Source organism: Streptomyces sp. NPDC005820, assembly GCF_040630255.1.
In the GTDB taxonomy this organism is placed as follows: Bacteria; Actinomycetota; Actinomycetes; order Streptomycetales; family Streptomycetaceae; genus Streptomyces.
In genome coordinates, this window is record NZ_JBEXXE010000052.1 from 70,644 (window position 1) to 85,390 (window position 14,747).

Annotated in this window: 9 protein-coding genes; 5 read left to right on the forward strand and 4 right to left on the reverse strand. The window is 71.5% G+C overall.

The window, feature by feature from the left end; translation table 11 throughout:
* Nucleotides 1-208 precede the first annotated feature (208 nt).
* Nucleotides 209-2,143, forward strand: a complete 1,935-nt coding sequence (locus ABZ464_RS43350; RefSeq protein ID WP_359287428.1) for a hypothetical protein — start codon at nucleotides 209-211, stop codon at nucleotides 2,141-2,143.
* Nucleotides 2,144-2,173: 30 nt separating this feature from the next.
* Here ABZ464_RS43350 and ABZ464_RS43355 read toward each other — a convergent pair whose 3' ends face one another.
* Entirely contained in the window at nucleotides 2,174-5,692 is a 3,519-nt protein-coding gene (locus ABZ464_RS43355; protein WP_359287429.1) for a BTAD domain-containing putative transcriptional regulator, read from the reverse strand.
* Nucleotides 5,693-5,875: 183 nt separating this feature from the next.
* On the opposite strand from ABZ464_RS43355, the gene ABZ464_RS43360 reads away from it, so the two are divergent.
* The gene (locus ABZ464_RS43360; RefSeq protein ID WP_359287430.1) at nucleotides 5,876-9,310 is read left to right on the forward strand and encodes a BTAD domain-containing putative transcriptional regulator; all 3,435 of its coding nucleotides are present in this window, start codon (nucleotides 5,876-5,878) and stop codon (nucleotides 9,308-9,310) included.
* Here the strand turns inward: ABZ464_RS43360 and ABZ464_RS43365 are convergent.
* The 3 genes from ABZ464_RS43365 to ABZ464_RS43375 form a co-directional block, all read right to left on the reverse strand.
* On the reverse strand, nucleotides 9,291-9,971 hold the full coding sequence (locus ABZ464_RS43365; RefSeq protein WP_359287431.1) for a hypothetical protein: 681 nt from the start codon (nucleotides 9,969-9,971) through the stop codon (nucleotides 9,291-9,293). The genes ABZ464_RS43360 and ABZ464_RS43365 overlap by 20 nt on opposite strands.
* Nucleotides 9,972-10,012: 41 nt before the next feature.
* The gene (locus ABZ464_RS43370; RefSeq protein WP_359287432.1) at nucleotides 10,013-11,881 is read right to left on the reverse strand and encodes a serine/threonine-protein kinase; all 1,869 of its coding nucleotides are present in this window, start codon (nucleotides 11,879-11,881) and stop codon (nucleotides 10,013-10,015) included.
* 248 nt (nucleotides 11,882-12,129) lie between these two features.
* A complete protein-coding gene (locus tag ABZ464_RS43375) occupies nucleotides 12,130-12,636 on the reverse strand; it encodes an SHOCT domain-containing protein (protein WP_359287433.1) in 507 nt (168 codons plus the stop codon).
* Between the two features lie 558 nt (nucleotides 12,637-13,194).
* Here ABZ464_RS43375 and ABZ464_RS43380 point away from each other — a divergent pair.
* The 3 genes from ABZ464_RS43380 (at nucleotide 13,195) to ABZ464_RS43390 (ending at nucleotide 14,398) form a co-directional block, all read left to right on the forward strand.
* Nucleotides 13,195-13,644, forward strand: coding sequence for a winged helix-turn-helix domain-containing protein (locus ABZ464_RS43380; protein ID WP_359287434.1), 450 nt, complete (start codon nucleotides 13,195-13,197; stop codon nucleotides 13,642-13,644).
* 52 nt (nucleotides 13,645-13,696) lie between these two features.
* Nucleotides 13,697-14,101 carry a hypothetical protein gene (locus ABZ464_RS43385; RefSeq protein ID WP_359287435.1) on the forward strand — a complete coding sequence of 135 codons (405 nt, stop codon included), beginning with the start codon at nucleotides 13,697-13,699 and terminating at the stop codon, nucleotides 14,099-14,101.
* 129 nt (nucleotides 14,102-14,230) lie between these two features.
* Complete coding sequence (locus tag ABZ464_RS43390; RefSeq protein ID WP_359287436.1) at nucleotides 14,231-14,398, forward strand: hypothetical protein; 168 nt, start codon at nucleotides 14,231-14,233, stop codon at nucleotides 14,396-14,398.
* The last annotated feature ends 349 nt before the right edge of the window (nucleotides 14,399-14,747 follow it).

A 14,747-nucleotide genomic window follows, 5' to 3' on the forward strand; every position in this document is an offset into this window, starting at 1 on the left:
GCCGACCGATGACGAAAGTCTTGTCGGCTCGATGCAAGCGACCTGCAAGACGGGCGGCGGACTCTTGGACGAAGCGTTCGTGTGCCACAGGTGCCCGATCAGCTGAAACACGGGGGATCTCGCCGGACATCGGCACCTGTACGTGATCGACCGGGTCCGCCCAGGAATTTCGGGCGGACCGCTGCAATCCTTGGGAGAACCGAAACTCATGCGCATACGCACCATCACAGCCGCGGTGTCGGGCGTCCTCGCCCTCTCCGCTCTCTCCTCTCTCGCCACCCCCGCTGCCGCCGATCCCGCTCCCGTCGCGGCCGCCGGGTGGACGGCGCCCAAGACCCTCGCCGCCAGCCAGCAGTCAAGTCTCAGTCCGCAGAAGGTGAAGGTCGGCGACAACGGGACCTCGGCCGCGTTGTGGAAGCGGACGGCGCTCGCCGGCGATCAGGGGGCGCTCCTGGTGTCGGTGCGGCAGCCCGGCACCGCTGTCTGGGCTACCCGGACGCTGTCCGCCACCCCGGTCGACGACGACGCCAGTTCGCTGGTCGTCGCGCCGGACGGCACGGTCACCGCCGTGTGGGCCGTGTACCCGACGCCCGGATCCGGGACCGGTGCCGTCCGGCTGCTGTCGTCCGTGCGGGGCCCGGGCTCGGCCGTCTGGTCGCGGGCGTCGCTGGTCGACAGTGCCTCGGAAGTGAACGGGGTGGACGCGGTCGTCGGAGCCGACGGCGTGGTCAGAGTGGTCTGGAGCGCGGGCGACGGGACGGGGGCGCGCGAAGTACGCTCCTCCGTCCGGCAGACGGCCGCGGGAAGCTGGTCCGCCCCGGCGTTGCTCTCGGCCTCCCTTGCCGATTCCGCGCACGCCGTCGCGCCCAGGATCGCGGTGGCCGCGGACGGCTCGGCGACCGCCGTGTGGTGGAACCGGCCCGCGGGCGGGGTGTCCCAGGGAAGCACCGCGTCGGCCACCCTGCTTCCGTCGGCCGTGTCCTGGAGTGAACCGGTGACCGTGTCCTCGCCCGCCGACAACCCCAAGACGGCGCCCCAACTGTCCGAGGCGGCCACCGGAAAGGCCGCGGTCACCTGGACCGAGCCGACGAGCTCCGGCCTGCGGGTCGTCAAACTGGCGACCCGCTCCGGTCCGTCCGCCGCATGGAGTGCGCCCCAGACCGTGTCCGCCACGACCTCGCAGTACCTCGACCACCCGGTCCCGCTGGTCAGGTCCGACGGCGCGATCACCCTCGTCTGGCTCTCCAGCAGCGGTTCGGCCGACGCCGGTGACGTCCGGACCGTGACGCGCGGCGCCGCCGCCACGACCTGGCCGGCGGCGACGACACTCTCCTCCGACATCAGCACCGGGCTCGACGCCGCGCAGGACGCCGACGGCACGGTGCACACGGTCTGGGGCGAATCCGGCAACGGCCAGTGGGCCTTCAGGTCGGCCTCCCGGGTCGGCGGTTCCTGGAACGCGTCCGTCACACTCGGCACTTCGTCGAGGGACGCGTCCACCGGCGTCGGGATCTCGGCGGCGAACCGCCGGGCGATCGCGATGTGGGGGACGCAGATGACGGACGGCGACAGCAACGCCAACCTGTCGTACGCCACGACCGGGACGCCGCCGGTGGTGGTCGCGCCGGCGAAGGTGAGCGGCACGGTGCGCGCCGGGCGCACCGTGACCTGCTCGGCGACCTGGGCCGGCGCGGCCTCTCCCACCTTCTACGGGTGGCTGCGCGACGGCCGGACGATCGGCGGCGCGCGAGGCGCCTCCCACAAACTGACCGGTGCGGACTACGACCACAAGATCTCCTGCCGGGCGCTGGCGACGAACGCCGCCGGTGGCACGACAAGCACATCGCCGACGGTGAGGGTGCGCCAGGGCGACCCGCTCAAGGCCACGACCGCGCCCAAGATCCAGGGCACCGTCCAGGTCGGCCGGACGCTGACGGCCTCCAAGGGGGTCTGGAACGTCGAGCCCACGGAGTACACCTACAGGTGGAAGCGTTCCGGATCCCCGATCGCCGGCGCGGTCAACGCGCAGTACAAGCTGGTCGAGGCGGACAGATACATGACAGTGACCGTGACCGTCAAGGCGTTCCGATACGGGTTCGCGGGCGGCGTGGCGACGACCGCGCCTGTCCTCGTCATCCAGTGACCCCGTTCAACGACTCTGTTCCACCGGCTCTCAGTCAGTCACGCCCCCGGTATCGCCGGGGGCGTGCGGCGTTTCCGCACCGGCCCGCTCCAGGTCCGAGGTGATGGACCGCAGGAGTGCGGCCGCGCCGCATCGCCGGGCGATGGCGTGGGCCCGGCGCAGGCTCCGGGCGGCTGCCTGCGGGGGCTGGTGGGCCGCCAGGGCGTGCAGGGCCCTGGCATGTTCGAGGCTTGCGGGGGTCGAGGTGGACGTGGAGGCGCACAGTGCGATCGCCTCCTGGAGTTCCGCCACTCCGTCGGCACCCCGCAATTCGCCGAGTATCCGCAGCGCCCGGCTGGTCGTGCTCGGGGCGCCCCATGCCCGGGCGGTGACGAGTTCCGCCTCCGCGAGGGCCGTGGCCTCGGCCCGGCGACCGAGGCCGGCGAGTGCCTGCGCTCTCAGTGACCGACCCGGCCACCAGGCCGCGCTGGCCACGGCGGGCAGGTGCCGGACACCATCGAGGGCGGCGAGTGCCTCACGGTGCCGTCCTTCCTCGATCAGCAGGCCGGCCTGGGCCTCCGCCATGAGTCGCGCGCCGTGCGCGTTGGCCGGCTGCTCATCGACCCGGTCCAGATAGGCGCGGGCGCCGGCCACGTCTCCGAGATCGACCAGGATTCCTGTGGTGAAGGCGTAGCACGCGTACAGGGCATCGGGCACGGTGCCCCACTCGTCCAGCTGGCTGTTGGCCGTGGCCAGGGACTCGTGGGCGCCCGGAAGATCCCCACGACCCCACAGGGTGTAGCCCTTCCAGACATGGCCACGATGTGCGGCGTAGAACGACCCGTTCCGATGGGCGTGGGCCAGCGCCTCGTCCCAGAAGCCGCTGATGTGTTCGTCGGCGTGGTGCAACACCGCTCCGGCGAGGGCCCACAGTGATCCGGCGTGCAGAAGGACGTTGTCGGCCAGCGCGAAGCGGGCCAGCGCGGCGGCTTCGGCGCGGTCGACCCCGTCCGTTGTGACCTCCCACGCCAGCGCCGCGGCCAGCATGCGGGCCCCCGGGCCCTCCCCGACGACGGCCGGCCGCGGTCCGTGGCGGTACAGCCGGGGGTCCAGCCCGTGCATATAGCCGGTGACGCGCTCCAGCGCCAGCAGTGCCTGCCGCTCGTCGGTCATCCCGGCCGGCAGTTCCGTACGGGCCTGGCGGGCGAAGGCGGTGGGCTCCCCCTGGGTGCCGGCGAAGAACAGGGTGCCGGCGAGGAGCAGCGCGGCCGGGGCCCGGTCTGCCGGATCCTGCAGCGACCGGTAGGCCTCCCGCAGGTGGCGTACCGCGGCCGGCCCGTCGCGCAGGGCCTCGCAGCGGCCGAGTTCCAGCAGCACCCGGGGTTTGTCGTCCGGCGTCGGCGGTTCGCGCAGTGCCCGGGCGAGGTAGGTCGTAGCGGCGTCGGCCGCTCCCCGGTGGGCGGCCTCCCGGGCGGACGCCTGGAGCATCGACACCACCCAGGGATCGCCGCGATGCGGGGCGGGCAGCAGATGGGCGGCGACCTGCTCCGGGGCCGCTCCGGCGGCATGCAGGACCCGGGCGGCCTGTTCGTGCCGCAGTTGACGCTCTCCCGGGGGCAGGTCGCGGTAGACCGCCTCACCGAGCAGCGGGTGTGTGAAGCTCAGTGGGTATTGGTCGCGCACCACTTCGGCGCGTACCAGCGGCGCGATGGCGGCTGCCGCGTCGTCCTCGGTCAGACCGGTGAGAGCGGCGATCGCGGGCAGCACCGCGCCGTCGCCGAGAACGGCGATGGCGCGTGCGGCGGCCGTGGCCGCGTCGGGCAGCTGTGCCAGGTGCGTCAGCACCGTTCTCGAGACCGCGCGTGAGCCGATTTCGCTTACCCTGCCGACCTGGTCGGCGGTCGGCTCGATGGCACGGTCTTCCAGGGCACGGATCAGCTGGCGCAGCAGGAGCGGGTTGCCCGCGGTGGTGCGGTGACAGGCTGTGGCGAACGCGTCGTCAGTGGTTCCGCCGAGTCTGGCGCGTACGAGGGCCGCGACCCCGTCGGCGCTGAGCGGCGCGGGCCGGATGTGCACGGTGGCCGGATCGGATGCGAGTTCGGTGAGCAGTCCCCTCTCGTCATGTGGCTCGCCGGTCCGTACGGTGGCGGCGATCAGGAGCGGCAGCCCGTCCAGTCGGCGTGCGAGGTACGCCAGAAAGTGCAGCGATCCGGAGTCGGACCAGTGGAGGTCGTCGATGGCCAGGACGAGCGGCCGCCCGGCGGCCAGCTTCACGATCAACCAGTAGAGGCTGTGTTGGATCGCGAAACCATCGGGCTGACGGCCCGGTGCGATCATCGGGTCGAAGACAACGGCTGCCGGAGCCGCCGGGCCGGCCAGGAGCTCGTCGCCGCGTTCGGCGACCAGCTCGTCGAGGAGCTGACGCACCACACCGAAACCGTAGTCCTTCTCGCGGCGGCTGCCCCGTGCGGTCAGGGTGAGTACCTCTTCGCGGGCGGTCAACTGCCGCAACTCGGCGAGCAGGCGGCTCTTGCCGATGCCGGCAGGGCCCTCGATGAGGACAGGTGTGGCGTGCCCCCCGACGGCCTCGTACAGGCAGGCGCGCAGCTCGGCGACTTCCGCGTCCCGGTCGACCAGATCGCCCGCCACCGGTGACCGGGCATCCGGCGTCGGGTGTTCGGTGGCCTGTGCGGGCGCAGCCGGCTCCGTGTCCAGGCGGGTCGCCCGCGGGAACCGCGGGGCGTCGAGGGCGGGGGACCGGGCCACTATCTCCTCTTCGAGTGAGCGCAGGGCTGGACCGGGGTCGACCCCCAGCTCTTCGGCCAGGATCTGTTTGGCGCGCCCCAGCGCGCCCAGCGCGTCGGCCTGGCGGTGGGCACGGTAGAGCGCGAGGGCGAGCAGGTGCCAACGCTTCTCCCGCAGCGGATCCTCGGCCACCAGCGCTTCCAGCTCAGGGACGAGAGCCGCGTCGGCACCGCCGCAGTCCAGGCGTGCTGCCAGCAGCCGCTCACGCGCCACCTCCCGCAACTCCGTGAGGCGTTCCGACTCCGGCCGGGCCCACAGCTCCGCCGCGTACTCGGCGAACGCCGGCCCTCTCCACAACGCCAGCGCACCGGTCAGGGTGTTCGCGGTGTCGTCGGGAGCCGAGAGCGTGTCGGCATGCCGTAGCAGCCGTTCGAACTGCCAGGCATCGACGGCGTCGTCGGAGATCCGCAGCGCGTACCCGGATCCCTCACTGGCTATCGGGCCGCCCCGGGACCTGGCCGTCCGGCCGGGTTCGAGCAGGCGCCGTAGACGGGATACGTATGCCTGCAGCGCGCCCACCGCGCCCGGCGGCGGCGATGCCGCCCACAGCGAGTTGATCAGCCGATCGCCGGTGACCATGCCACCGCGCGCGACCACCAGAAGGGACAGGACCGCACGCTGGCGTCGGCCGCCGAGATTCAGCACCACTCCCCGGTCGGTGGCCGTGACCTCGCCGAGAACCCTGATCCGTAGCCCGTCCGGACCCGCTGCCGGTTCTCCGGCCTGTTCCGGGTCGGGCCCTTGGCTCTGAGCGGTGAGGAGCATTACCTCCCTCCTCGTCTGGTCTGTGGTGTCTGGTAAGCAATGCATCAAATCAGAACTTCACTTCGGATGGGGCGCGGTCCTGCACACCCTCAACCTGCGCCTGCCGCTCAGGGCTCACCAAGAGGCACAACCTTCTGCTTTGACGCGTTGTGTCACTATCTGAAGATCAGGAGAGGGGGCGGTATGCGCGATGGGCTGCGGATCAGCGTCTTGGGTGGTGTGGGGGCCACGTTCCAGGGCCGGATCGTGGATCTGGGAGGGCGCCGGCAGCGCGCCGTGCTGGCTCTGCTTCTGGTGGCGCGGGGCGGGATCGTCACCCGTGACCGACTGGTGGACGGCGTGTGGGACGGGACGCCGCCGCCGAGCGCGCAAGGGGCGCTGCACGCGTACGTATCGCATCTGCGACGCCGGCTCGAACCCGGCCGGGAGGCCAGGTCCCGCAGCGGCTTCATCATCAGTGAGGGGTCCGGCTACGCCCTGCGCATACCGGATGAAACGGTCGATGCCTGGCGATTCGAACAGGCACTCCACCACGCCGCCACGATCAGCGATCCGACCGAGGCGGTGACGGTTCTCGACGGCGGGCTGGCGTTGTGGAGAGGGCCGGCGTTCGCCGAGTACGCGGCGGAGCTGTGGGCCCGGCCGGAGGCGGCCCGCCTGGCGGAGTTGCGCGAGGTGGCCCGTGAACGGCTGCTCGCGGCACGTCTGGAGTCCGGTGAGGACGCGGTCCTCGTGCCGGAGATCGAGGCGCTGGTGGCCGAGGATCCGTTGCGAGAGGAACGCTGGCGTCTGCTCACCCTCGCGCTGTACCGATCGCACCGTCAGGCCGACGCGCTGAGCGCGTTGCGGCGTGCCAGACAGACCCTGGCCGAGGAGCTCGGGGCCGATCCCGGCTCCGCTCTGCGCGCCCTGGAGGCCGACGTGCTCGCCCAGGCGCCCGCGCTCGACCGGCCACTTCCGCCCGTGCCGGCCGGGCTCTCGGACGGGAAGAAGACAGCGGCAGCGCATGGTGACGACACGCGAAGACCGCCGGCCCCGGTGGCCGGCTCCTCCCCGGGTGCGGATGCGCTGGTGGACCGGGACAGGCAACTGGCGGAACTGGGCGACTGCCTGACCGGCGCGCTGAAGGGCACAGCCGGCGTGGCCATCGTGGAGGGCCCCGCCGGTATCGGCAAGAGCCGCTTGCTCACCGAGGTCCGCCGGATGGCCACCGACCGGAAGGTCCTGACGCTGGCGGCACGCGGCAGTCAGCGCGAGAAGGACTACGGCTACGGCGCCGTTCGCCAGCTGTTCGAACAGCTGGTCGTCAGGCGCGGCGGCGGACTGATGACCGGCGCCGCTGCCTCGTCCGCCGCCGTCTTCGACCCCGACCCCGACCACGACGCGGCCATGCACAGCCGCCGGCCCGAGAGCTTCGCGGTCCTGAACGGCCTCTACCAGCTGACACTCAGGCTCGCCGCCGAAGGCCCCCTCGTCCTCGCCGTGGACGATCTGCAGTGGTGCGACACCAGCTCGCTGCGCTTCCTGGGCTATCTCGCCGGGCGCCTGGAAGGACTGCCCGTCCTCATCGCCGCCACCCTGCGCACCGGCGAACCCCATCACAACGGGGAGTTGCTGGCCGAACTCATCGACGGCTCCTCGGTCCTGCTCATCCATCCCACTCCGCTCACTGCGGCAGGCGTCGCCGACCTGGTCGGACACGCACTGGGCGAGTCCCCGCACGAGGCGTTCGCCGATGCCTGCCACCGGGCCACGTCCGGCAACCCTCTGCTGCTGCGCCAGGTTCTGCGCGCGCTCCAGTCACGTGGCATCCGACCCGAAGCCGCTCAGGCGGGCACGGTGACCGACATCGGGTCCCGGGCCGTCTCCCAGCTCGTGCTCAGCCGCCTCGCGCGGCTGCCCGCCAACGCGACGGCCGCTGCCCAGGCCGTCGCCGTCCTCGGGGACGGCGCGACGCTGCCCCACGTCGCCGCGATCATGGAGATGTCCGAGAACGACGCGGCGGACGCCGTCGCACCTCTCGTCCGCGCCGAGATCATTCGCGATCACTACCCGTTCGGCTTCGTCCACCCCTTGGTGGGCGACGCTGTCTACCGCGACCTCCCACCCGGCGAAGGACAGCTGCGCCACGACCGCGCCGCCCAGGTCCTGCACGCCGCGGGCGCACCCCCCGAGCAGACCGCGACCCACCTGCTCCTCACCCCCCACCGCGGCAGCCCCTGGGCCGTCGACCTGCTGCGCACGGCCGCCCATGAGGCAGCCCGTCGCGGTGCCGCCGACGCCGCCGCCACCTACCTCAGCCGTGCTCTGCAAGAACCGCCCACCCCCGAGCTGCAGCCCGAAGTGCTCCTCGAACTCGGCCGTGCCGAAACCCACGGCAACGGCCCGGCCGCGGTGGAGCACCTGCGCCGGGCGTACGAGACGCTGGCCGATCCCGCCCGCCGGGCCACCGCGGCACTTCTCCTCGCCCGGATCCTGGTCTTCGCCGGCGAGCGGGGCCGGGCGAGCGAGTTCGCCCGGCGTGCTGCGGCGGAGCTGCCGGCCGAGCTGGCCGACGAGCGGCAGGGCCTGCTGGCCCTGGAGCGGATGAGTGGTTTCATGCACGGCCTGGACCCGAAGCCGTGGCGCAGCCCGGAGGACCGGGCCGTGGGCGGCGAAGGCCCCGGCGCCCGGATGCTCGCCGCCTACCTCTCCTGGGAAGCGGCCCAGGACGGGAGTGACCGGGCCGGCGCCGTCGCGCTCGCCCGCTTCGCCGTCGCCGACCGCGTCCTGCTGGACGCCGGGGAAGAGCTGCTCTGGTATGCCGCCGCCATCGTCCTGCACCTGGCGGACGAGGAGGTCGGAGAACTGTGGGGCGCGGCACTGGCCCGTGCCGACGAGCGCGACTCGCTGTTCTCCGTGCTCTCGACCCACATGTGGCGAGGTTTCACCCAATGGGACCACGGCGATCTTCGGGGGGCGCTGCAGTCCCTCACCATCGCCGCGGAACAGTCGGAGACCTGGGGTCTGGCGCCCGGTGCCTCGCGGGGCTGGGACTTCCTGATCGGAGTCCTGCTCGATCTGGGAGACACCGCCGGTGCCCGCGCGTGCCTGGAGCAGATGCGCGGCTTGGCCAAGGGTGCCCAGGGCGTTCTCCTCATCAGAGAGACACAGGCCAGGGTGCTCATCGCGGAAGGGCGTCACGACGAGGCGCTCACCAGCCTGGAAGCCGTCCGGCATCTGCGGCCGTCCGTGGTCAACCACGCCTGGTGGCCGTGGGCGCCACTGCGCGTTCAGGCGCTGGCCGGTCTCGGAGAACGGACCGAGGCGGAGGCACTGGCCAGGGAAGAACTCCTGCTGGCCCGTAAGTGGGGCGCGCCGAGCATGGTGGGACGGACTCTGCGGATGCTCGGAGAGCTGCGCGGCGCCCACGGTGTACCCGAACTCCGGGAGGCGGTCGCGCTGCTCGCCCCCGGCCCCGCACGTCTCGAACACGCCCGCGCCCTGTACGCCCTGGCACTCCACGGCCCCTCCCACGAGGCCGAAGCCACCTTGCGTCAGGCGTACGCCATCGCCGAGCGCTGCGGGGCCGTCGGTCTCCTCCGGTCGATCGGCGACCTCATGGGCAGGCGTACCTGAAGGTGACTGACGCGGTCGTCGAGTTGGGCGACAGCACCTCCAGGATGGCGGTCGCCCGCAGGGTCCCGTGGCCGTCGAAGGTCCAGCGCAGTACGACGTCCGTCCGGTGTGCGTCCCGGGCGACATGCTGCTGGAGGGTGCCGGAAACCGTGCCGTCGCTGCGCTTCCAGCGGTAGTCCACCGTGCCCGCGATGCCGTTGGTGTGCAGGGTGCCGGTGACCGTGGCGGTGCCGTCGCAGGCCGGGCCCGCGGAATCGGTGTGGACGGTGGCTCCGGTCACGGCGAGCGCGGGTGCGTGCCGCTGCCAGACAAGGTAGGCCGGCACCGCGATCAGCACGACCACCGGCAACAGCCAGCCGCCCAGGACGCGTCTGCGCGGTCGACGTCCGTGGGTGACCTTGCCCGACCGCGCGTCCGGGGACGGGGACACGGTGCCGTGCCAGACGCTCGCCACCCGGTCGTCGGCGCTGCCCGTCGGGGTGGGAACTCCGGGGCCGAAGCGGTGCGTCTCCCCTGAGCCCGGTGTGCCGGGTTCTGTGAGGTGGAGTGTGGCCGCGAGGTCGGAGGGAGTCAGACGTACGGTGCCGACAGCATCGGGATGCGGAAGACGTACGGTGCGCTCCTCGGGGCCGGCCGGAGTCGGGTCCTGAGGTGTGTCCATCGGGCTTCCTTTCCCTCGTACGGCGTGGAACCCCGAGGCTCTCAGCGGGGCGGGTTACAGACGGAGGGCGCCGAGACGGTCACGAAGGCGCCGTTGCCGGAATCGGCGGCCGGGCTGGTCGAGACCTTGACGCCCAGGTAGGGGGAGCGCTCCGGGGTGGTGAAGGAGTGGGTGTATCTGCCGGAGACCTGTGTCTGCCCCTCGGGAAGAGAGACCGGGTCGGTGGCGACCACCGTCCCGACCGCCGTGGCGGAGGAACCGGTGAACCAGCTCAGGGTGAGCATGCCGTCGGCGGCCCCGTCGGTCTGCACGGTCACGGAAGCCACCATGGCGCACCCGGAGCCCAGCGGCCCGCTCGCGTTGATCGTCACGGAGACGACATGGAGCTTGGGGGCCGGGGTGGTGGACGGCTCGGCGGTGCCTCCGCCCGGGGCGCCGCCACTGCTGGTGCCGCCCGAGGTGCTGGTGCCCGTGCCTGATGAGCCGCCTGACGACCCGCCCGAGGTGCCACCGCCGGTGGAGCTGGAGCCCGATGTGCCGCCGCCCCCGCTCGACGAACCACCGGGGGAGTCGTCCTGACCCGTGGTGTTGTCCGTGCTCGGCGGCACATCGTCCCCGGCGGAAGGCTCGCCCTTCGTCTCCTCCGCCGAAACGGACGCACCGGGCGGCCCGGTTTTCGACGGTTCGGCGCTCGCCGCTGTGGTGGTTGAAGCGCTGCCGGACGGGGAAGCCGTCGTCGGTGCGCCCGACGCCGCCGGTCGGTTCACCGGGTGGCTGCCGACAGCGACCGCGGTCACCGTGATCCCGCCCAGCAGCAGCGCGCCGGCTGCCATTCCGGCCAGGGTCTTGCCTCTGCGGTTCAGCGGCAGGCGGCTGCGCACGGACCGACCAGGGCCGGGATCGGGGCCGGGATCGGGGCTGGGGTTGGGGTTGGGGCTGGGGTTGGGGTTGGGGCCGAGGCTGGTGGTGGCCAGCGCCGTGGTGCCCGAGGCGCCGGGGTCCGCCAATGGGAACAGAAAGAGCAGCAGGGCCACCAGTGCGGCGAGTTTGCGCTGTCCGCGTTCCTCCCAGTCCTCGCCGTAAGCGGCTGTCGCCACGGCTTCCAGTTCGGCGACGAGGTCCGCGGCGCTCGCCGGACGTTCCCCGGGTGTCTTGGCGAGGCCCCTGCGGATCAGCGGGCGCACCGGCTCGGGGGCGAGCGCGTCCGGGATGGGCGCCTCCATGTGCTGCATCGCCAGCTCCATGGCGGTCTCGCCGGCATACGGCTTGGCGCCGGTGAGGCACTCGAAGAACGTGGCGGTCGCCGCGTACACATCCGTCGCCGGGCTCGCCGCTCGGCCGGTCCACTGCTCGGGCGCCATGTACACGGGGGTGCCGGCCGCGTTGCCGGCTTCACCGCTGGGCACGGCGATACCGAAGTCCACCAGCTTGGACGTTCCGTCTGCGGCGATCAGGACGTTGTCGGGCTTGTAGTCCCGGTGCACCACTCCCGCCTCGTGGGCGGCGGCGAGTCCGAGCAGCGATCCCTTGAGTACGGTGAGTGCCGCCTCGGGCTCGGTGGCACCCTCCTGCTTGAGCAGCGCGCGGAGCGGAATGCCGTCCACCAACTCCATGACGATCGCGGCGCCGAGGGACGTCTCCACGTACTCGTAGAGCTCGACCACGTACGGGGACCGGAGGGTGCCCAGCAGCCGGGCCTCGGCGCGGAACCCGGCGAGAAACGTGCTGTCGCCGCGCAGCCGTTGCGAGAGGTACTTGATCGCCACCGGTGACCCGGTCTCGTCATGCCTGGCGAGAACCACCCGGCCACTCGCTCCCGAACCCAGCTCCCTCGACGGCGTGTATCCGGGCAGCACCCACGTGTCCGCGCCGGGCCCGTCGGGTGCGGGGATGGCCTGCGCTCCGGTCATGCGATGCGTCTGTCAGAGGCAGCACCGGGAAGGAGCCCCTCGGACACCTGAGAGCCGTGCACCTGCGGGCCGTGACCAGGGGGGCTTTGGAGCACCCCGCCACGCTTGGCGCCGGTGGCCGTCGGATTCAGCATTTCTTCCGTCCTCGTTCTGTGGGATGTGCGTGAGTCGCCCTCGCCGGTGCATGATCTGCTCACCGTCTTGCAACTCACTTGCATCCGTTCCTGGCTGCCGGTGTGCGGCGCAGGTCAGAACTCCTCCATGATCTTCGCCTTGGCCTGCTCGAATTCCGCAGGCGTCAGGGCTCCCGAGGAGCGCAACACCCCCAGCCTCTCCAGTCGGGCGAGGGCGTCACCGGCGGGCGGGAGGTCCTGGGGCTCTCCGTCTGCCGCACCGGGCGGGAACAGCCGGGTGCGCAACGCGCCGACCGCTCGGGCGTCCAGGTTTCCGGACGGGTGCCCGGTGCCCTGTTTGTCCGGGAGGACAGGACCAGGCGGTCCGACGAGGCGGAAGACCGTCCGTCGGCCGATCAATATGAGCCACCAGAAAGCGCAGACTCCGGTGAGGACCGCCCCCTGCATGATCCACACCCATGCCGTGCTGCCCGGGGGGCATTCGGGCATGTCCACATCGGTGATGAACGGCCCACCCGAGACGCAGTTACCGGTATTCACTATCTTGTATTCGCTGTAAGAAAACGCAACCAGGGACGCCAGCATTATGAATGCGGCAGTGGTTCGCAGGAATTTCTCCATTCTCGAAGGCTATCGTAGGTCGCGCCTTGTCCGGTATTTTCTCCGAATTCCGGGTGAGGGTCGTAAATGGTCAGTCCGGGTGCATTCCGGGAATAGCCGAATTGGGGTGGACGTGAAAGATCAAAGCGGTGGCGATTGCGGGCCCGACCGCTGAGAGGTCACGTCGGCAGGGCCATTTCCGGTCTCGTCCCGGGCCCCGTTCCGTTGGACAACGACCCCGGGCCGGGCCCAATCTCCCCCGCCCCGCTTGCGGTTGACTTGCGAATGACCTGCACCCGAGCCGACCGGCCGACTCGCCCGGAGCCCGCCGCTGCCCCGACGGGCTTCGCGTGTTGCCGATGGGCGGGATCCACGCGACGGCGCGGTACTCAGGTTGAATCGGCGATGTCCGGGCTGTGGTGACGGGTCATGATCCCTGCGGTACGACGTCCTCATGCGGTACGCGCAAGGGGGCGGGCTGACGCCCGCGGAGCAGGAGAAGCGGGAGCCCATGCGTTTGGGGCGGCCGAGTGGTTCGAGGCCGGGGCGGGCACGACGCAGCTCGCTGCGGAGTTGCGGGTGGCGGACCGGTCGGTGCGCCGCTGGCGGGCAGCCTGGCGGCGCGGAGGTGTAGCGGCGCTGGGGTCGGCGGGGCCGATGGCGGTCGAACGGTTGTCGTCGGCGCAGTGGCAGCGGCTGGAGGGCGAGCTGAAGCGGGGCCCGCTGGTGCACGGTTTCAACGATGAGGACCAGGGCTGGACACTCAGGCGCGTGAAGTCGCTGATCGGGCGGCTGTTCCGCGTCGGCTGCACCGTCCAGGGGGTGTGGCGGCTACTCAAGCGGCATGGCTGGAGCTGCCAGGTGCCGGTCCGTCGGGCGCTGGAACGTGACGAGGCGGCGATCGAGGTGTGGAAGGCCGAGGTGTGGAAGGCCGAGGTGTGGAAGGCCGAGGTGTGGCCGCGGTTAAAAGTACCGCGCACGACCTGGGCGCCCACATCTGCTTCGCGGACGAGAGCGGCCAGTCGCTGATCCCGACAAGGGGCGCACTGGGGCGCCGCGCGGATCCCGTCCAGTCGTGCGGGTGGCCGGCCGTCGTGGCGGGCGGGTGAACATCGCCGGCGCGGTGTGCCTCAGGCCCGGGCACCGTCCGCGCCGCGGGGGTGAGCCGAAGACCTTCGCCGAGGAGATCAATCCGCAGGAAGGCATCTGGAGCCTGCTCAAACGGGCCCTGGCCGACTTCGCTGCCGCCGACCTCACGCACCTGACCCGCGTCATCAAGCGGAATTTGAAGAAGATCCAGTGCCGACCGCACCTGATCGTAATCGCGGAACGGTATTTCACCGCCCGCGAACTCGTCCGTACGTTGTGCGCAGCAGTCGCGCGCTTCTGCGCCGCCGTATCTGCATGTTCCGGAGCCGGGCGCGATGCGCAGGCGATGCAAGGGCGCCGCAAGAACGATGCAAGGCGCGTGCCGGATCTTCGGTGACGAGCAGCGAGGGGCTGTGTGCACCGGCGCCGGAGAGTATTTCGCCGGTCCCTCGCCGCGCCTGCACCTCGGTCGACCAGGTCCTGCCTGCGAATGCTCGGGCAGACCACTTCTACCTATGGGAGAATCATGCGAATACGCGCGATCATCGCTGCCGTGTCGGGTGTCCTGGCCTTTGCTGTCCTCGGAGCCCCGGCAGCACACGCGGCCGGAACCGACGACAGCACCACGACCAGCTCGGCGAAGCACAACCCGCCGATGTATGTCGTACCGCCCGATCCGTACTTCACGTCGTGAACTGAACAGCGAACGCAGCGCGACGAGTTGATCGTGGCGATGGCAGCCGTCAGACCCGGGCGGCCGCTCACGGGGCTGAGTCGGACCGTACCCCGAGACGCGGTGAGCCGGCGTTCGAAGGGGGCTCACTGTCGTCCTCGAAGACGGGGCGCAGAGGCTCCGCTCCGAATCCGGGGCGGAGCCTCCGCGCGCGGCGGTAGGCCCCGCTGACGAGATGGATCCCCTAGGGCCTGTCCGGCGGATCATGCCGCAGACGCGGGGTCTGGTGGGCCCACCTGCCGCGTTGTCGTCGGTTGCCGACGCTCCGCGTCGACGCCCTCCTCCGCCTTGCAGTTGGGCCCACCAGACC